The sequence below is a fragment of the Gemmatimonas sp. UBA7669 genome (genome assembly GCF_002483225.1).
Lineage (GTDB): Bacteria > Gemmatimonadota > Gemmatimonadetes > Gemmatimonadales > Gemmatimonadaceae > Gemmatimonas.
In genome coordinates this window covers 36,745-54,600 of sequence record NZ_DLHL01000061.1, presented here as the reverse complement: position 1 = coordinate 54,600, position 17,856 = coordinate 36,745, and the positions used below count along the sequence as shown (strand labels likewise).

General features: G+C 65.6%; 15 protein-coding genes. 5 read left to right on the top strand and 10 right to left on the bottom strand.

The genetic code is table 11. The features are described 5' to 3' along the window. Window positions 1-4: 4 nt before the first annotated feature. A complete protein-coding gene (locus B2747_RS18640) occupies window positions 5-973 on the top strand; it encodes an acetyl-CoA carboxylase carboxyltransferase subunit alpha (RefSeq protein WP_291164578.1) in 969 nt (322 codons plus the stop codon). Window positions 974-984: 11 nt separating this feature from the next. Next, entirely contained in the window at window positions 985-2,184 is a 1,200-nt protein-coding gene (locus B2747_RS18635) for a PSP1 domain-containing protein (RefSeq protein WP_291164576.1), read from the top strand. A 395-nt stretch (window positions 2,185-2,579) separates the two neighbouring features. Here B2747_RS18635 and B2747_RS18630 read toward each other — a convergent pair whose 3' ends face one another. Then, window positions 2,580-2,930: a four helix bundle protein gene (locus tag B2747_RS18630; RefSeq protein WP_291164574.1), complete on the bottom strand. Its 351-nt coding sequence runs from the start codon at window positions 2,928-2,930 to the stop codon at window positions 2,580-2,582. Between the two features lie 322 nt (window positions 2,931-3,252). On the opposite strand from B2747_RS18630, the gene metG reads away from it, so the two are divergent. Continuing rightward, window positions 3,253-4,797, top strand: a complete 1,545-nt coding sequence (metG, locus tag B2747_RS18625; protein ID WP_291164571.1) for a methionine--tRNA ligase — start codon at window positions 3,253-3,255, stop codon at window positions 4,795-4,797. 121 nt (window positions 4,798-4,918) lie between these two features. Here the strand turns inward: metG and B2747_RS18620 are convergent, their stop codons facing one another. From B2747_RS18620 to B2747_RS18610, 3 genes are read right to left on the bottom strand one after another with little or no spacing between them, the layout of a single operon-like run. Next, on the bottom strand, window positions 4,919-5,554 hold the full coding sequence (locus B2747_RS18620; RefSeq protein WP_291164568.1) for a LemA family protein: 636 nt from the start codon (window positions 5,552-5,554) through the stop codon (window positions 4,919-4,921). A gap of 26 nt (window positions 5,555-5,580) precedes the next feature. After that, window positions 5,581-6,375 carry a nucleotidyltransferase domain-containing protein gene (locus B2747_RS18615; RefSeq protein ID WP_291164565.1) on the bottom strand — a complete coding sequence of 265 codons (795 nt, stop codon included), beginning with the start codon at window positions 6,373-6,375 and terminating at the stop codon, window positions 5,581-5,583. Beyond that, the gene (locus B2747_RS18610) at window positions 6,359-7,210 is read right to left on the bottom strand and encodes a TPM domain-containing protein (RefSeq protein ID WP_291164562.1); all 852 of its coding nucleotides are present in this window, start codon (window positions 7,208-7,210) and stop codon (window positions 6,359-6,361) included. The genes B2747_RS18615 and B2747_RS18610 overlap by 17 nt, the downstream gene beginning before the upstream one ends. Window positions 7,211-7,318: 108 nt before the next feature. On the opposite strand from B2747_RS18610, the gene B2747_RS18605 reads away from it, so the two are divergent. After that, window positions 7,319-8,026 carry a DsbA family protein gene (locus B2747_RS18605; protein WP_291164559.1) on the top strand — a complete coding sequence of 236 codons (708 nt, stop codon included), beginning with the start codon at window positions 7,319-7,321 and terminating at the stop codon, window positions 8,024-8,026. A gap of 7 nt (window positions 8,027-8,033) precedes the next feature. After that, entirely contained in the window at window positions 8,034-9,377 is a 1,344-nt protein-coding gene (locus B2747_RS18600; RefSeq protein ID WP_291164556.1) for a 3-deoxy-D-manno-octulosonic acid transferase, read from the top strand. Here B2747_RS18600 and B2747_RS18595 read toward each other — a convergent pair. From B2747_RS18595 to B2747_RS18570, 6 genes are all read right to left on the bottom strand, one after another. Next, window positions 9,362-10,030, bottom strand: a complete 669-nt coding sequence (locus B2747_RS18595) for a carboxypeptidase-like regulatory domain-containing protein (RefSeq protein ID WP_291164553.1) — start codon at window positions 10,028-10,030, stop codon at window positions 9,362-9,364. The genes B2747_RS18600 and B2747_RS18595 overlap by 16 nt on opposite strands. Before the next feature lie 148 nt (window positions 10,031-10,178). Beyond that, a complete protein-coding gene (locus B2747_RS18590; protein WP_291164550.1) occupies window positions 10,179-11,015 on the bottom strand; it encodes a DUF4397 domain-containing protein in 837 nt (278 codons plus the stop codon). Between the two features lie 76 nt (window positions 11,016-11,091). Continuing rightward, on the bottom strand, window positions 11,092-11,478 hold the full coding sequence (locus B2747_RS18585; protein WP_291164548.1) for a hypothetical protein: 387 nt from the start codon (window positions 11,476-11,478) through the stop codon (window positions 11,092-11,094). A 118-nt stretch (window positions 11,479-11,596) separates the two neighbouring features. Next, window positions 11,597-13,225 carry a RagB/SusD family nutrient uptake outer membrane protein gene (locus B2747_RS18580; protein WP_291164546.1) on the bottom strand — a complete coding sequence of 543 codons (1,629 nt, stop codon included), beginning with the start codon at window positions 13,223-13,225 and terminating at the stop codon, window positions 11,597-11,599. Between the two features lie 72 nt (window positions 13,226-13,297). Then, the gene (locus tag B2747_RS18575; RefSeq protein WP_291164544.1) at window positions 13,298-16,618 is read right to left on the bottom strand and encodes a SusC/RagA family TonB-linked outer membrane protein; all 3,321 of its coding nucleotides are present in this window, start codon (window positions 16,616-16,618) and stop codon (window positions 13,298-13,300) included. Window positions 16,619-17,173: 555 nt separating this feature from the next. Continuing rightward, window positions 17,174-17,845 carry a hypothetical protein gene (locus B2747_RS18570; protein ID WP_291164541.1) on the bottom strand — a complete coding sequence of 224 codons (672 nt, stop codon included), beginning with the start codon at window positions 17,843-17,845 and terminating at the stop codon, window positions 17,174-17,176. Window positions 17,846-17,856: the final 11 nt, after the last annotated feature.

The window sequence follows — 17,856 nt, the reverse complement described above, 5'->3', positions numbered from 1 at the left end:
CGTCATGGCTGCTGCCCCGGTTCTCGAGTTCGAGCGTCCCATAGCGGAGCTCGAAAAGCAGATCGAGGAGCTCAAGCGTCTCGCCGCCGATCGCTCGCTCGATGTCAGCGACGAGCTGGCTCCCCTGCAGAAGAAGCTCGGCGACCTGCGGGTCGAGGTGTACCGCAACCTCACGCCGCTGCAGCGGGTGCAGGTGGCGCGCATGGCGCGTCGGCCGTTCACTTCGGACTACCTCAAGCACGCCTTCACCGACTTCATCGAACTGCACGGCGACCGGGCGTTTCGTGAAGATGCCGCCATCATGGGCGGCTGGGCGCGTCTTGAAGGTGAGACCGTGATGCTCATCGGACACGAGCGCGGTCGCGACACGAAGGAGAATCTCAAGCGCAACTTCGGCATGCCGCACCCCGAGGGCTACCGCAAGGCGCTGCGGCTCATGAAGCTGGCCGAGAAGTTCCAGGTGCCGGTCATCACCTTCATCGACACGCCGGGTGCCTGGCCGGGTCTGGGTGCCGAAGAGCGTGGGCAGAGCGAAGCCATTGCGCGCAATCTGCTCGAGATGAGTCAGCTGCAGGTGCCCATCATCGCCACCGTCATTGGTGAAGGTGGTTCGGGCGGCGCGCTGGCGCTTGGCGTGGCCGACCGTGTGCTCATGCTCGAGAACTCGGTGTACTCCACTATCTCGGTGGAAGGCTGCGCCGCCATTCTCTGGAAGGACGGCAAGAGCCCCGAAATGCGCGAGAAGGCCGCGCGGTCGCTGCGCCTGACGGCCGCCGATCTCGTGGAGCTGCGCGTGGTGGACGAGGTGGTGCCCGAACCACCCGGCGGCGCTCACTCCGATCACGCGGCCACGGCGGCCGCGTTGCGCGAAACGCTGGTGCGCAATCTCGAGGAGCTGCGCCGACTCAAGCCCGACAAACTGGTCAGACGCCGGCGCGAGAAGTATTTGCGCATGGGTCAGTTCACCGAGTAGGGCGAACGGCCGTGGCGCACCTCATCGAAGTCGCGTTCCGCGGCAACCGCAAGGAGTTCTTTTCGTGGGACGGCGAGACGCCGCCCCCGCTCAAGGCGGGGGTCATCGTCGAGGCCGATCGTGGCGAGGACTTCGGGCGGGTGCACAGCACCGGCGAACTCGCCGCAGTGCGCTGCAATGGCTGCGCGCACGGTTGCGGCAGCGAGCCGCCCGCGCGCAAGGCGCTGCGCCTGGCCACGCCGGCCGAGGTGTTGTCCGACCGCGCGCTCGATGAGGAGAACGAGCGGGCGCGTCGTCAGGCCATGGAACGCGTGAAGGCGCATGACCTCGTCATGAAGCTCACCGACGCGGAATGGCAGTGGGATCGGCGCAAGCTCACGATCTTCTTCACGGCCGAGAAGCGGGTGGACTTCCGCACGCTGGTGCGTGATCTCGCGGCGCTGTTCAAGACACGCATTGAGCTCAAGCAGATCGGTGTGCGCGACGAGGCCAAGCGCCTGGGCGGGGTGGGACGCTGCGGCCGTGAGTACTGCTCGTCATCGTGGCTGCCCGACCTGCGGCCGGTGAATCTCGGCGTGGCCAAGGATCAGCGACTCTCGCTCAACCCGCAGCAGATTTCCGGGGCCTGTGGGCGGCTCATGTGCTGTCTGCGTTACGAGCACGAGTTCTATGTGCAGAGCCGTCGCAAGTTCCCCAAGGAGGGGAAGATTCTTGCGACGTCGCGCGGCGAAGAGAAGGTGGTGAGCTGCGACATCTTCAACGAGAGGGTGACGCTGCGCACGGCCGACGGCGACACACGGGTGTTGGGGCTGCTCGAACTGCGTGAGGAGGTCGAACGGCACGACGCGGTGGCGATGCTGGATCCGGGGGTGACGGCGGAGATGCCGATCATGCTCGACGCATCGCAGGTGTCGATGTTGGATACGGCGGAATACGAGGTGGTGGCGCTACGCGACGCGAACTTGCCGCCGAGGGTTGAGGCGGCGATCGCGGTGACGGAGGCTGAGGAGGGGACGGACACCGACACGGACACCGACACGGACACCGACTCGGACGCCGACGAAAACACGGACTCGGACAGTGACGGGAGCTCGGGTTCAGTAGAGGGAGCGCCGAAGCGGAAGCGGCGGAGAGGGCGGCGAGGAGGGCGGCGCTTGCGGGCGGCGGAGGAACGGCGGAAGGCGGAGACGGACGGGGAAGAAGCGGTCTGAGTCTGGGTCGGGGTTGACTGCGACTGCAGTCGACTTGCTACCGCAGTTTGGGCGCTGCTACCGCAGTCGGAACCGCTCCCGCGGTCTGGGCTCCCGAAAGTGCAGTCGTGGACTGCTACCGCAGTTGGGGACTGCTACCGCAGTTGGGGTCACACCGCAGTCGGGGTCGTTAGCCCGGGATGTGGGTCGGAGTCGGGGTTGACTGCGACTGCAGTCGACTTGCTACCGCAGTTTGGGCGCTGCCACCGCAGTCGGAACCGCTCCCGCGGTCTGGGCTACCGAAAGTGCAGTCGTGGACTGCTACCGCGGTTGTGGACTGCTACCGCAGTTGGGGTCACACCGCAGTCGGGGTCGTTAGCCCGGGATGTGGGTCGGGGTTGGGGTCGGCGTCGGGGTCATCCGATCTTTCGTTGCAGCGCGATGAGCATGCGCTGGATCGTCGCGGTGGAGTCGCGCAGCTCCAGTGCCTGGAGGGCATCGACGACGCCGGCGGAGAGCAGCGCGTCGAGATGCGAATCGGTTTCGGCCGCAGACCCCAGCGCGATGCTGAGGTGACGCTTGAACTGCGCGTTGCTTCCCAGCGCGCGACCTTCGGCGATGTTGGCGCCAATGGACAATGCGGAACGGCGGATCTGCTCGACGAGGTTTGGCATCTGCGCTGCCGCAGCGCCACGGGTCAATTCGTACACCCCCGCCGCCAACTGCTGCGCCAGCTGCCAGACCTTGAGATCACGATGCGTGGCCATGGGCACATGGTAGCGTCGCCCGATGCAAGGAGTCGCATCGTTTCAACGAGCACTGTGCCTTGGTGACTCCGACCCCGACTCCGACCCCGACCCCGACCCACAGCCTGGGCGGACGACTCCGACTGCGGTGTGACCCCAACTGCGGTAGCAGTCCACAACCGCGGTAGCAGTCCACGACTGCACTTTCGGTAGCCCAGACGGCGGGAGCGGTTCCGACTGCGGTAGCAGCGCCCCGACTGCCGTGGCAAGTCGACTGCATTTGCAGTTAGCCCAGACTGCGGTAGCAGTTAGCCCCAATGGCGGCAGCAGTTAAATTCAAAGAATGCCCCGATTTTTCCTGACCACCGCCATCGACTACGCCAACGGCGATCCCCACCTCGGCCACGCCCTCGAGAAGATCGGCGCCGACGTCATCGCCCGCTATCGCCGCCTCTGTGGCGACGATGTCCATCTGCTGATCGGCATGGACGAACACGGTCAGAAAGTGCAGCAGACCGCAGCCAAGGAAAGCGTCGCGCCGCAGGCCTTCACCGACAGCATCGCCGAGCGCTTCCGTGCGATGTGGGCGAAGTTGGACATCTCGTATGACCAGTTCATCCGCACCACCGAGGCCCACCACAAGGCCGGTGTGCAGGCGCTCATCCGGGCGATCGCCGAGCGCAATCCCGATGATTTTTACGAGCGGTCGTACACCGGCATGTATTGCGTCGGCTGCGAAGCCTTCAAGCAGGACGCCGACATCGTGGACGGCAAGTGTGCGCTGCATCCCACGCGAACGCTCGAAGAGGTGGAGGAGCGCAACTGGTTCTTCCGCCTCAGCAAGTATCAGGGTTTTCTGCAGGAGTTGCTGGCCAGCAATCCGTCGTTCATCGAGCCCCAGAGCCGTCGCAACGAAATCCTCGGTCTGCTCGCGCAGGGCCTGGAAGACATCTCCGCGTCGCGTGCGCGTCTCGACTGGGCCGTGCCCTTCCCGCTGCCGCTCAGCACCGGCGAAACCCAGGGCACCTATGTGTGGTTCGACGCCCTGCCCAACTACCTCACGGCCACCGGTTATCCCGATGCCGGCTACGAGGCGCGCTGGCCGGCCGACTTGCACATCATCGGCAAGGACATCACGCGTTTCCATGTGGTGATCTGGCCGGCCATGTTGCACGCCGCCGGCCTGCCGCTGCCCAGGCAGGTGTGGGCGCACGGCTTCGTGTCGCTGGGCGGTGAACGCTTCAGCAAGAGTGCCGGCGTCAAGCTGGATTTGGGTGAGGCCATCGACCGATTTGGCGCCGATGCCTTTCGCTATGTACTGCTGCGCGAAGTGCCGTTTGATGGCGACGGCAACTTTTCGTGGGAGCGTTTCGAGGAGCGCTACACCGCCGATCTCGCCAACGCCTACGGCAACCTTGCCAGTCGCGCCATGGCCATGGTGGAGAAGTACTGCGACGGTGTGGTGCCCGCGGCCGCACGCCCCGAGGCGGAACAGGAAGACGACGCCGACCTCGCCGCCTATCACGCCGCCATGCACGGCGAAAACGGCTGGCTGCTGCACGAGGGTCTCGCGGCCGTGTATCGCATGGCCCAGCGCGCCAATGAATACACGGCGTCCACCACGCCGTGGGCCGTGGCCAAGGATCCGTCGCGCAGGGCGGAGCTGGATCAGATCCTGGCTTCACTCATTCGCCGCGTAGCCAAACAGACCGTGCTCTACGCGCCCTTCATGCCCAACAAGGCGCAGCAGGTCTGGGCACAGCTCGGCGGCCCCGGCAACGTGGCCGATCAGCGTATGACCAATCTCGACAGCCTCGACCCCAGCGGCTGGAAGGTGAGCAAGGGCGACATTCTTTTCCCGCGCCCAACTAGCGAGAAGCCCGCGTAACCCAAACGCCCGCCTGAGCCAAAGCTCAGGCGGGCGTTCTCACGTTACCGCTGTCTCGCGTACAGTTCCTTCCCGCCGTTCTCCTTACGCGGTTCACCTTACGCAGTTCACCTAACGCCCTTTATTTGTTGAAGTCCACCGTAGGCGCCGACCGCGCCGCCGAATCCGTCACCTCGAAGTACACCCGCGGCTTCGCGCCGGTCGCCTTGGCCGTGAGCACCTGCGGGAATTTCCGGATATACTCGTTGTACTGCCGCACCGCGTTGTTGTAATCCGTACGCGACACCGCAATGCGATTCTCCGTGCCCGTCAGCTCGTCCTGCAACCGCAGGAAATTCTCGTTCGACTTGAGCTCGGGATACGCCTCCACCGCAATCGTCAAACGACCCAGCGCGCCCGTGAGCTGCGCGTTGGCGTTGGCCAACTCGGTCGGATCCGAGCCACCTGGCTTCTGCAGGGCGCCCATGAGCCCCGCGCGCGCCTGCGTGACTTCGGTCAACACTTTCTCTTCCTGCGCGGCAAACCCCTTGACCGTGTTCACGAGATTGGGGATGAGATCCGCACGGCGCTGCAACTGCGCGTCGATGTTCTGCTTGGCCTGCGCCGCCTGTTCGTCCAGCGACTGGATATCGTTGTAGCCGCAGGCACTCATCGACAGCGGCAGCACCAGCGCCGCCATCACGGCCGTCCGGCGCAGCAGCCCACGCACACCACCAGACACAGATCGCGCGTTCGAAGGCAGCGTAGTACGCAGCATGGAATTCCTCATGAGAGTCCTCGGAGTCAACGGGAAACGGGGGACAACAGCTCAGGGACCGACTCGGGCGGCGTGTATCCGTCCAACCAGGCCACCAGCGACGCCATCCCGGTTACGTACGATTCCAGCAGGGCCGACGTGTCACGCGTCTCCACGGCGGTGCCGCGCTTGAGCGCCAGCACCTGGTGGTAGGGCGTGGCGTCAAAGCCCGTGCGCGCGGCCACCGCATCGATGACCGCGTCCGCATCACGCGGCGGCACCTCGCCGCCCAGCCGCATGATGGCGCGGAAAATCACCAGCAGACTGCTCAGACTCGCGCGCAGCAGATCCTGCTGGCGCGCGACATCACTGCCGGCCACCATCACGCCGCGGCGCAGCCGCAGCAGCTTGCCCATGGCCTCCTGCTCCACCTGCAGCCGCAGGTCGCGCCGGCGCACCACGAGGCCTTCCACCGGCAAGGCGCCGTGCAGCACCCGATGCCGCTCCAAAATGTCGGCGTACTCGATGGGGAAAATGTCAGCCGACGCCCGCCACTCGGCCACCGTCAGTTCCAGCGCCGGTGGATTGCCCGCCTCCTGCCACGCGCGCATGGTGGGCGCAAGCGCCTGCATGGTGGCGAAGGGGATGGACTCCACCAGCACCATCACGTTCACGTCGGACAACCCCTCGACGTGCTCGTTGGTGGCGGCTGAGCCATACAGCACCACCGCCGTCAGCGAAGCGCCGTGCACGGCCTTCAGCTGCGACACGAGGTCGTCCAGCGAGAGCGTCGATCGCCCGCCCGAGAGCTTGCCGCCCGGGCCCTTACCAGTCTGAGCCACCACCACCTCCGCTGAAGCCACCGCCGCCACCGAAGCCGCCAAAGCCTCCACCACCAAAACCGCCGCCACCGAACCCGCCACCACCAAAGCTGCCCGACGACCAGCCGCCGCCATGCATCCCGGGCCCGGGAATCGGGATGGGGATGCAGCCCACACAGCCGCGCCGCCGACCAGGACGCGCGTTGGCAAACACGAACAGAATGATGATGAGCAGCACGAGGCCGAGCAGCGGACTCTCCCCCTCGTCACCCGAGCCGCGATCGCGCCGCGAGCTCGCGGGTCGCGGCTGCCCATCCAGCGTCACGCCAAAGGAGGCGGCATAACGATCCGCCACGTCGATCGCGATGGCCTCGAGCGCATCGCCGTAGCGCTGCTGCTGAAACAGCGGCGTCATGCTGCGACAGATCGCGCCGGCCGTCGCATCGGTGATGAATCCTTCAGCGCCCTGCCCCGTCTCGATGCGGCAGCGCCCGCGGCCGTCACTGGCCGTTTCCTTGGGCACCAACAGGATGATCACGCCGGCGTTGCGCGCCGCGTCGCCGATGGCCGCGTCAGCGCCCACCTTCCACTCGCGACCCAGGCGCAGCGCCGTCTCTTCGACCGGCCGGCCACCCAGATCGGGCAGCGTCACCACCACCATGTCACCACGGGTCGCGCTGTTCACGCGCCGCGCCAGGTCATCGAGACGCGCTTCGGCGGCCGCGTCGATGACATTGGCAAAATCGTTGACGTAGCCCACGGGCTGCGGCAGCGGCGGCGGTTGCGTGTGGCCGACCGACGACAGCAGCAGCAGGAGGGCCCCGAAGACCCGCGACGTGACCGGCAGACGCGACATCACCCCGAATGATAACCCGATGTCAGCCCGCAGTTCACTGGCCCGCCGTTTGCCCGCAAACAGGCTGCCCGCTGCGCCGCGCCACGGGCCGCCCCTTAGATTTCCGGGATGTCCGTTTTCCGATTCCTCGCCCTGGCCACGGGCCTGCTGCTGCTGACCGGGGCCGCCGGCTCCTGTGGTCCCTCGGCCGACAAGGCCCGTGCCTCAACGCCGGCGCCGCTCGACACTCTGGGCGAGGCCACGCTCATGAACCGCGCCGATCAGGGCCGACTGCTTGGCCCCGACAGCGCCATGTGGGTGGTGATGATCAGCGACTTCCAGTGCCCCTACTGCAAGCGCTGGCACGACGAGTCCATGGCCAACTTCCGCCGGGACTACGTGGAGACGGGCAAGGTGCGATTCGCCTATCTGCATCTGCCGCTCGAGTCCATTCACCCGCACGCCCGCGCGCAGGCCGAAGCCGCCACCTGCGCCGGTGTGCAGGGCAAGTTCTGGCCCTATGCCGACGCCATCTTTGCGGGCTTCGATGCCGTGAAGGGCATGAGCAACGTCAATCCGCTGCTCGAACGCTATGCGCGCGAACTCAAGCTCGACATGGCCGCCTACGAACAGTGCCGCATGTCGCGCGCCATCAAGGTGCTGATTCAGAACGACATTCAGCAGGCCACGCAGGCCGGCGTGCAGTCCACGCCGTCGTTCGTGATCGGCGAGTTTCTGGTGAAGGGTGCGCTGCCCTGGCCCGACTTCCGCAAGGCCGTGGACACCGCCCTCATCATGCATCGCCAGCGCGCGAAGGCCCGGACGACGGCGCCCTGAGGACGACGTGAACGCCCTGCTCGGTGCCTGCTACGCGGCCGGCATGGCGCTGGCAGACGCCGCAGGCGTCGTGGCATCGGCGCTGGCACCGGAGGCCGAAAACAAGCTGCTGCGCTCATTGCGCGCGCGGCGCGGCCTGCTGACGCGCTGGGCTGCACACACCGCATCGCGCGACAATTCCCGCCCGCTCGTGTGGTGGCACGCGCCGTCGGTGGGCGAGGGCCTGCAGGCCCGTCCCGTGGCCCAGGCCGCGCGTCGTGCACACCCCGACTGGCAGCAGGCCTATTCGTTCTACTCGCCCAGCGCCGAGCGTTTTGCGTGCAGTGTCGGCGCCGAGTTCAGCGACTATCTGCCCTTCGACCGCGCCGCGTCGGCCGACACCCTGCTGCAGCGGCTCACGCCTTCGGCCCTGGTATTTGCCAAGCTCGACGTATGGCCGGTGCTCGTGGCCCGCGCAAAGCGGCAGCGGGTGCCGGTGGCACTCATCAGTGCCACCCTGTCCGCGGTGTCAGGGCGTCGCGGTATGCTGTCCTCGGCGCTGCTGCGTGACGCCTATGCCGCGCTCGATGCGGTGGGAGCCATTGATGCCGTCAACGCCGAACGCCTCGTGGCGCTGGGTGTGCGACCGCAGGTGGTGGAGGTCACCGGTGACACGCGCTTCGATCAGGTGGCGGAGCGCGCGGCCAGCGTCAATCGCGCGTCGCCGCTCTTGACCCTGCTAGCCTCGGACCGTCCGACGCTGGTGGCCGGTTCCACCTGGCCGGCCGACGAAGCGCCACTCTGTGCGGCATGGGAAGCCCTGCGCGACCGGCATGATGCACGCGGCAAGGCACCGCGCCTCATCATCGCCCCGCACGAGCCCGGCGCATCACACCTCAAGCCACTGCAGCACTGGGCATTGCGTATTGGGGCGCGCGCCGCCACGCTCAGCGAGCTCGAGCAGCGTGGACGCAGCGACGATGTGGACGTGGTGATTGTCGACCGTGTGGGGGTGCTGGGTGAGCTGTATGCACTGGCCCAGCTGGCATTCGTGGGCGGCGGTTTTCATGCCGCAGGTCTGCATTCGGTCATCGAACCGGCGGCGTTTGGCGTGCCCGTACTGTTTGGTCCGCAGCATCACATGAGTCGCGAGGCCGGGCTGCTGCTGCAGGCTGGCGCAGGCTTCAGCGTGGACAGTGCGGCCGCGTTGCAGAGTCGACTGACGGCGCTGCTGCTCAACGAGGACGATCGCCGCGAGTCCGGTGCTCGTGCAGCAGACCTGGTGGAAGCCGAGCGTGGCGCCACCGCGCGATCACTGGCGTTGGTGGAGCGGCTGGTCAGCCGGCCTGCGATCTCTCAGCGATCTCCGTAAGCCCGCGTGTACACGACCAGTGCCCCATTGGGCGCGCGATCCCCGAACTGCACCTGGGCCTGGTTCGGCGAGAGTACGGCCAGGAAGTACACGTCCCGCGGATTGATGTTGGGATAGGTGCCACTGAGCGGCACGCCATCCAGCACGATCAGCAAACAGCGATTGGTACGCGTTGAACGAATGCATTCGTCCCGGCGGCCGATGATGAGCCCCGTGTTGCCCGACGAGCGCAGCAGGTCTTCGAACGAGTTGCTCCGTTCGCGAAGCTTCTCCACTTCGGCAGGTGGGAGCACTCGCCAACCGCGCCTATTGGCCTCCGCCAGTCGCGTGGCGTTGAGCGTCGGCGCCGAGGTGACCTTGACGGTGTCCGTGACAATGCCCTCTTCCGCCACGCTGAAGTCCACATCGAGCGTATCACGGGGCCCGAGATACAGGGTGCTGGAGAGAGTGGGCCGCAGACCGATGCGCGTGATGGAAATCAGGAAGGGCTCACCGCGCGCATCCACGCGGAGCAGGAATCGTCCGGCATCATCGGTGGTGGCCTCGCCGACGCCGCGTCCGTCCTCCCGCATGGCTACGATGCGGGCCCGTTCCAGCGGCCGTTCGCTGCCTGAGGCGCGGGCGGTGCCGCGAATGACTTGGGCGAAGGCCACCGGTGCGTGGGCGATGTGCAGAAACGCGACAACCGCAACCGCGAGGAATCTCGCGGTTGCGGTCGTCGAACTGTGGTGCCTGATGGACGGCGATCCGATCATGGCGTGAGCACCGCGCGAGCGGTGCAGACTGCGGGAATTGCGCGACTTACGGCGCCGTTGGCGGCGGGTTCTTGTCGATGAAATATACGATGCCCGGCGTGGTGAAGCGGGCGCCGGCCGAGTTGGCCGGGGACGCCGGGAAGGCCACGGCACTCAGCACCGATCCGGCGATGGTCGCACCGGCGATGGGATTGAGCTGCGTGGTTCCGGCTGTGCCTGCCGGCGCCGCCGCGGCGACCAGGGCCGTTGTTCCCCCCGCAGCAGCAATCTGCGTGGCAAATGCCGCGGCGTTCACGTTGGCGTACGGTGACACGGCTTCCGTGGCCACGTTACGGAACAGTGGCGTACCGCTGATGGGTGACGTCGCCGTGGCCGTGGCGTAGATGTCGACGGCTCCGACACCAAGGGCCGCGTGAATCGCCCGCACCGCCACCTGGGCGCCCGGGTTGGGATGCACGTCGTTGATGGAAACAATGCGCTGGCGTGGCGTACTTCCGGCTCGCGCATAGCCCATGTGCAGCAGGGTGTAGTACTTGCCGGCCTCGAAGGTCAGCGTGGTGTCAACCAGAATCACGGTATTGCCGGCGGTGGAGAAGTTCGTGGCGTCGGTGGTGAAGACGCGGAACTTGCGCGAGCCGGCCTGCGTGGGCTGGTAGTTGCCTTGGCCCAGGCCACGGAACGGTACGTTTACAAAGGTCATGGGTGACCACTGCACTTGATCCGTGAAGCGGACCGTGGTGTTGAGCGTGTCAGGCACCGCGTTGATGTAGCGCACAAACGCCAGTGGCGGAACGTCCGGCGTCGTGGGGTCGTTGCTGGGCTCGCTGCACGCCGCCGTGAGGGCGGCACCCAGCGTGAGCATGGCAAGTCGAGTCAACCGCATGAGGAGTGAACTCCGTGTTGTGGATCTGTTCTGGAGAGCATGGCCAACGAGGCACAGCGGCTTCGGTGGCCAGCGGTCACGATTGCGACGGTCCGTCGGTTCCGGGCGCGCCTTCCACCGGCACGCCGAAGATGTCCAGGGAGCGTCCGAGGGTGAGCACAAGGGCCACGACACCGGCGCCCACCAACAGGGCCGTCTTGAACTTCGAGAGCTTGCGGGCCCGGTAGCCCATCACGGCTTCGTTGGGGATCACGACCTGCTCACCGGTCCATGTGCTGTGATTGCCACGCACATCGATGACCTTGTGCACCTGCATCGTGATCTGCATCGAATCGCGACGGACGATCCGTCCCTCGATCTGCTCGACCAGACTTCCCACCCGCTCCCCGATCAACGTGCGTCCGCGGTCACCGATCATCAGCGCCACCACGGGGCTGCTTTCCGGCGGCGGGGCGGATTGCATGGGGAGATAGCTGTAGCATCCCGTCTGCAGCACCAGGCCTGAAACCCACAGCAGGCAGATCGTGCTGCGTACACGGCGCCGGAGAGCGAATGGGGAAGTGGTCAACCGCATCGATGCGTCAGAAGCCGTAGGTACCGCGGGCGGCCCGGTTGGTCCCGTTGTAGTACGTCTGCTGTCTCGCCTGCATCTCCTGATACGGCACGGGCCACTCCACGACGGTGCCTTCCACCAGATCGCCCCAACCACGGCTGTCGGCGAACCAGATGAAATAGCCCGTAAAGGCGGTCTCCATGCGCTTCTCGTACTTCATGGCCTCTAGCAGGCTGCCACAGGCCGTGGTGGTGAAATTGGGCGCCTGCGGCACCTGCGGCACACAGGTCGACTTGTCCGTCGAATAGGGCGTGGTGGCCGAGGTGAGTGCGGGCAGCGCATCGAGGCCATTCCGCGCGCGGCTGGCGTTCACCAGCGCGATGGCCGCCGGCAGGTTGTTGGTACGGATGTAGCCTTCGGCCGCCAGCATCGCGATCTCGGTAGCCGACATCTCGGTGTACGGGCCGGTGTTGGCCGCCAGATTGGCGGCACCGTACCGCCGGTGATCGTAGTACGAATCGCCGTAGCCAGCGATGGGTACGTCATCTCCTGTCGGCCGATTCCGCACGTACACGCCGGGCGGCAGCGTGTTGCTCGGCGTGTTCGCCTGCTGCGCGGCACGCGTGGTGCCCTGCGGCCAACGCTTGTCCGGTGTCACAATGAGGAAAGCGTTTCGACTGTCGCGCGGCGTGGCCAACCAGCTCTGGTACCCGCCGGAAACGTCGGCCATGCCGTAGTACAGCGGTGACATGCTGTGCCACCCGCCCACCACGTAGATCTGCGTCAGGTCAAACTGGGCGGTCCAGCCGGACCCGCCGCCAACGTTCACCGTGAAGTCGGACTTGATACCGGCATTCGCGTCGGCGATGACCTCGGTCCAGTTCACCGCGGCACGCTGCGCCGGGGTCCGTGCGACCCCCGCGCGGTAGCGCGCCTTGTACGAACGGGCGAGCTGCACGAACTGGTCACGCGAGACACTCTGGCCGTTGATCCAGGTGTTGGGTAGTGGGAAACCGTTGCTGCCAGTGACCGTGAGGTTTGCCTGGGCAATGGCCGAGTCCAGCATCTGGAGCGCCGCCGCGTTCACCGCCGCCGCCGACGACAGTCCCGGCACCACGTCGCTTGGCGTGGCGGGCGTCACGATGGCCGCCGAGTCGTAGGCCAGCGACAAGTTGCCGAGGGCCTGACCCAGCACGTAGAACGCAAAGGCCTTGGCGCGGGCATTCTGCGCTGTCGACCCAAGGGTCCCACCGCCGGCGACGATGCGATCCAGCGCCGCGATGGCGTTGGAGGCGGTACGAGAGACGCGGGAGAACTGGTTGAAGTTGGCGAGATTGCCGGTCTGGTTGTCGTTGCCCAGTTCGTTCGAGATGATCGAACGCGGAATCTGGGCGCGGGCCGCCATGCCGAAGTTGGCCACGGACGCGAACGTCTCACCAGCCAGAATCTTGGACTGGGTGTTGACGGACTCCGTGGCGCGCTGGGTGTTGAAGACCTGGACCCCAAGGCCGGCAATCACACCTTCGACGCCGGCGGGTGTGGCATAGGCGCGTGCCACATCCGGATTGTTGAGATTCGTGACGTTCAGCTTGTCGCCGCAGGCCGTAAGGCCGATCAGCGCACCAGCGGTCACGATGGTTGGTACATGCTTACGCATCGATGTTCCTCGTGGAAGCTCGCGGTGGCGTCGCGCGCGTCGTCAAGCCGCGCGCGACCGCACCGCCAGCGGTCAGAAGCTGGTGTTCAGCGAGAGCGTGAACGTGCGGAGGTTGGGGAACTGGAAGTTGTCGATGGCGTTGAGCACGCCAGATCCCAGATTTCCGCCGTTGGCACCGACCTCGGGGTCAAAGCCCTTGTAGCTGCTGAAGGTCAGCAGATTGCGGCCGATCATGGAAACGGTCCAGTTGCCGACGCCGCCGATCGATCCGATGCGATAGCCCACGGAGATTTCGCGGACCTTCACGAAACCCGCGTCCTCCACGGTGTTGTTGTTGGGTGCCAGCACGTCATAGAGACCACCGATGCCGCCGGTGGACACGGCGCGGAAGTAGTAACCGATGGGGCGCGCCTCCGCGACTGACCGACCGCTCTGGTCGGTGTCGCGACTCATGAAGTCACCGAGCGACCACTGACGACCGATGTTCCACACGTCCTTGCCGACCACGGCGTCCAGCAAGCCGAAGGCCGTGAAGCGCTTGTAGCGGAAGTTCTGCGACAGCGACCAGCGGAAGTCCGGCAGGGCATTGCCGATCGGCAGCACCGGCACGGCGCCTAGCGAGTCGCGCTCGAGAATGGGGAACCCCCAGTTCAGCGCCTCCGCGTTGGTCCCGCCGCCCCAGGGCGCCTGCGCCCCCGGGATGCGCGTCATCCAAAGATTCTTGGTGATGCCATCACCCAGTGTGTTGCCCTGTCCGACGTAGACGATGAAGCCGTCACTGTTGCGCTGATAGTCGAGACCCGCGCCACAGCGGGACTGGAAGTCCGAGGGCAACTGCGCACAGTCCTTCACGAACTTGCGACCATAGATCTGCCCCATCTGGCCACCCTGCACGATCTTGAACATCGTCTCGGAGCCCTGCTGACCCGCCGCACTCACGAAATACTCCGGCACGTCGAGGCGGGAGATCTCCGAGCGGGTGCGGTCGTAGTTGATGCGGGCCGAGTAGTCGACGGCGCGCGTCGCGATGATGGGGATGTTCAGCGACACCTCGAAGGTGTTGTTCGTCAACTGACCTGCGTTCCGCCACTGATTGGCAAAGCCAGCCGCTGCCGGCGGCGGCACCTGCAGCAACTGATCTTCGATCACGTTGCGCGACTTGGTGACCGTGAGCCCGTACTTGCCCAGCAGCTCAAGGTCCATGCCGTACTCTGTTTCCGTGGAAACTTCCGGTCGCAGATTCTTGTTGCCGAGCGTGTTGGGATTGAGCGCACCACCGGCGCCGATGGTGAAGGTCTCGTACTGCGCAGCAAAAATGGGACGATTGCCGGCCTGCCCCACGGAGTAGCGGAACTTGAGATCCGACACCTGATCGACGTTGAACCAGGGCTCGTCAGACAGACGCCAGGCGAAAGAGCCGCGGCCATACGTCTGCCAGCGGTTGGCCGCACCAAACAGCGACGACGCATCTCGACGCACGAGCGCACCGACGATATAGCGACCCTTGTAGTCCAGATCGAGGTTCGCGAAGTAGCCCTGCTGGCGGATGGTTTCCGTGCTGCCACCCGTTGTGAAATTCTGAATGGTGGAGTTGGGGGTATTGAGCCCCGGCACGGCGATGTTCGTACCGCTGGTGTTCTGGTTGTTGAACTGCTGTCCCTCCTCGAGGTAGCGGAGGGTGAGGCGCGAGGACAGCGCGTCGTCAAACCAGTTCTTGCGCGCCGACAGGTTCACACTGGTGTTGAGCGAGATGTCCCGATTGGCGCTACGCGAGTTGCTCCCCAGATTGGTCGCGTTTTGAGCACTTGTGCGGTATCCGCGATCAAGCTGGTTCTGTTGAAAGTTGTTGCGACTGTCGTAGCCAAAGTTGAACTCGCCATCCAGCCAGGATAGCGGAGTCCACCGCATCGTGCCGTTACCCACGAAGCGATCAATGCGGTTGAGCGGCTGTTGATTGGAAACCGTGTAGGCCGGGTTCACATTCTGTGCACCCTGCTGCTGTGCAACTGAGCGGATGTACAGGCGCCCAAACGAGTCACGCTCAAGCAGCTGCGCGTTCACCGGCTGACGCGTGAGGGAGAAAAACGCACCGCCGAAATTGTAGTCGTTCGCCGTGCTGTAGGACGAGCGGAAGGACATGTTGACGTTGCCGCCCAGCTGCTGGTCCACGTTGAGACGCATGCTGTTGCGGGTGTAGCCCGGCATAAAAATGATCGAGCCTTCCTGGCGCAGCTGATTCACCGACGCGAAGAAGTTGGTGCGCCCCACGCGGCCCGTGGCATCGATGGTGGAGTTGATCACCTCACCATTGGTGACCAGCTGCTGGATGGGCTTGTAGGCCTTGGGGAACTCATTGACCTGATAGAGCGCCCGTGAGTTGATGGCGCCCGGATTCAGCGCAATGCCACCGTCGTTGCGGATGGACAGCGGCGAGAGCGAGAAGTCCCCGCCGTCGTTGTTGATGCGATACGCTTCCTGGTAGATGTCGATGGTGCGGGCGCAGTCCTGCACGCCAGCCACCACGGCGCAGAACCGGTTCGCATTCTCGTTCATCAGCATGAAGTGCGTCTTGGGGTACTGGTACTCGTTTTCGATCTGCGACTGGCCGTATTCCACCTGGGCCCGGAAGCGCACGCCTTCCGACTGGTTCTTGCCCGAGCGCGTCGTGATCTGAATGACGCCGTTACCGGCGCGCGAGCCGTACAGCGACGAGGCCGCCGCACCCTTCACGACCTCGATGCTTTCGATGTCCTGCGGGTTGATGTCCTGCAGACCACCCTGCGAGATCACGCCGTCGATGATGTAGAGCGGATCCTGGCCGCGGCCCGTGGCGTTGATGGACTGGGGACCACGCAGGATGATGGCCGGCGCCGTACCCGGGCGACCCGAGTTGGACACGATGTTCGCACCGGCCACCTTGCCCTGGAGCTGCGCGAGCGGGTTGGCACCCGGCACCGGCATGTCCTTCTCACTCACCTGCGCCACCGAGAAGGCCAGCTTCTTCTGCTCCGTGGCACCGGTCACACCCGTGGTGACCACTTCCTGCAGGCGGTTGACGTCCTTCTGCAGCGAAAAATCAAAGGTCTGATTGCCCGCCCGCAGCGTGAGCGGCTTGATGTCGGCCTTGTAGCCGATGGCCCGGGCCCGGAGCTGCACCGCCTGCCCGCGCACGCGGTCGGCCGGAATGTTGATCGTGTAGCGCCCCGCGGCGTTTGTGCCCACGGAGATGGCCAGTTCCACGATGTAGACGTTGGCGTTCTCCAGTGGATCGCCGAACTCGCTCTTCACGACGCCCGTGATCACCGCCGGTCCCTGTGCCTGTGCCACCTGGGGCACAATCAACAGGGCCGCGGCCACTGGGACCCGGTACAGCCACCGCATCAGTCTCGACATGCTCAGCCCTCGGCCAAAAAAGTGCCGGAAACGGGGGAGAGAAACCCGCGGGCACCGCACAACCGTGCGGCACCCGCGCACCCGGCCCAAGTCCCGTGGTGGAGGTTGGGACGTTGAGCCGGGTGAGGAGCCCGACACCCGTGGAGGAAGGTGGCGGGACCAACAGAACCCGGAGGGACCGGACGAGCCGCAGCGGATGACGCGCAGCTCGTCCCACGGAACACCGGGGGATGAACGGACTGGAGGCGGGAGGAACTATCGGTGGGATGGGATGACCGGCGCGCCGGGGACCAAAACCGCCCGTCGCACCAATTGTCCCGAACTCAAGAACAGCAAGAGTACCGATCGCGTCACCAGATTTCAATCCCGACTCGCGAGGCGCGGTTCGTCCACCGCAGGAGCGTTTCGTCCCATCGCGTATATGCGTCGCTAATGATTAATGTCTCATAAGTGGAATGCGGTCCCGCCCCGAACCACTGGCCCCCTGAAACAACAAACCCGGCACCAACTCCTCGCAGGAGTCAGTGCCGGGTCGCAGGTAGTGAGTTGCCGGTGCTAGCGCCGCAAGCCCGCCGGCGTCCAGGTGAAGCCCACCGCCAGCGTTTCATCGCTGCCCACGATGCGGCTGCCGCTGAAGGCACCCGCGACCCGCAGGGCAAAGTGGCGATTGACCTGCCAGTTCACGCCGAGGTCAAAGCTCAGGCTCGCACTCACGTCGCTGTCGTCATCGTGACGGCAGGACCCGCAGGCGTCGAGCGCAAGTCGCGGATGCACAAAGGGCGTGAGCGACATGCCCTCTTCGAGCGCAAAGGTGTGTCCCACGCTCACGCCAAACGGGACACGGAAGTACTGGGCGTTGTCGCCGAAGGCGAGACCCGCTGAGGCCGTGAGCAATACGTCCAACGGCTGGTCACCGCGTGCACGCGCCAGCTCCTTACCCAGCCCGCCGCCGACAAACAACAACACGTCCTGACGGCCCTTGGGGTCGGCCAGACCGGCATCCAGCTGGAAGTGCAAGCCGCGGCCCGCACCCTCGCGCCACTGAAACAGCATGGTGGTACCCGCGCCGCCAACCAGCGCCGCAGAATAGTCGCGTTCACTGGCGCTCAGCACCTGCATGGCCGGGTAGTTCCAGGCCTGCGCCGCGAGAGGCGCCGCCGTCATGGTGGTCATCGTGGCGATACCAGCCAATACCCGCGCGAACACGCGGCGCGATAAGTCCGTCATGAAGTCTCCTT

Bases quoted from the DNA above. Each gene is read 5' to 3' on its own strand.
- B2747_RS18640 (WP_291164578.1), top strand. From the start codon at position 5: ATGGCTGCTGCCCCGGTTCTCGAGTTCGAGCGTCCCATAGCGGAGCTC.
- B2747_RS18630 (WP_291164574.1), bottom strand. From the start codon at position 2,930: ATGGCCACGCATCGTGATCTCAAGGTCTGGCAGCTGGCGCAGCAGTTG.
- metG (WP_291164571.1), top strand. From the start codon at position 3,253: ATGCCCCGATTTTTCCTGACCACCGCCATCGACTACGCCAACGGCGAT.
- B2747_RS18620 (WP_291164568.1), bottom strand. From the start codon at position 5,554: ATGCTGCGTACTACGCTGCCTTCGAACGCGCGATCTGTGTCTGGTGGT.
- B2747_RS18610 (WP_291164562.1), bottom strand. From the start codon at position 7,210: ATGTCGCGTCTGCCGGTCACGTCGCGGGTCTTCGGGGCCCTCCTGCTG.
- B2747_RS18605 (WP_291164559.1), top strand. From the start codon at position 7,319: ATGTCCGTTTTCCGATTCCTCGCCCTGGCCACGGGCCTGCTGCTGCTG.
- B2747_RS18590 (WP_291164550.1), bottom strand. From the start codon at position 11,015: ATGCGGTTGACTCGACTTGCCATGCTCACGCTGGGTGCCGCCCTCACG.
- B2747_RS18585 (WP_291164548.1), bottom strand. From the start codon at position 11,478: ATGCAATCCGCCCCGCCGCCGGAAAGCAGCCCCGTGGTGGCGCTGATG.
- B2747_RS18580 (WP_291164546.1), bottom strand. From the start codon at position 13,225: ATGCGTAAGCATGTACCAACCATCGTGACCGCTGGTGCGCTGATCGGC.
- B2747_RS18575 (WP_291164544.1), bottom strand. From the start codon at position 16,618: ATGTCGAGACTGATGCGGTGGCTGTACCGGGTCCCAGTGGCCGCGGCC.
- B2747_RS18570 (WP_291164541.1), bottom strand. From the start codon at position 17,845: ATGACGGACTTATCGCGCCGCGTGTTCGCGCGGGTATTGGCTGGTATC.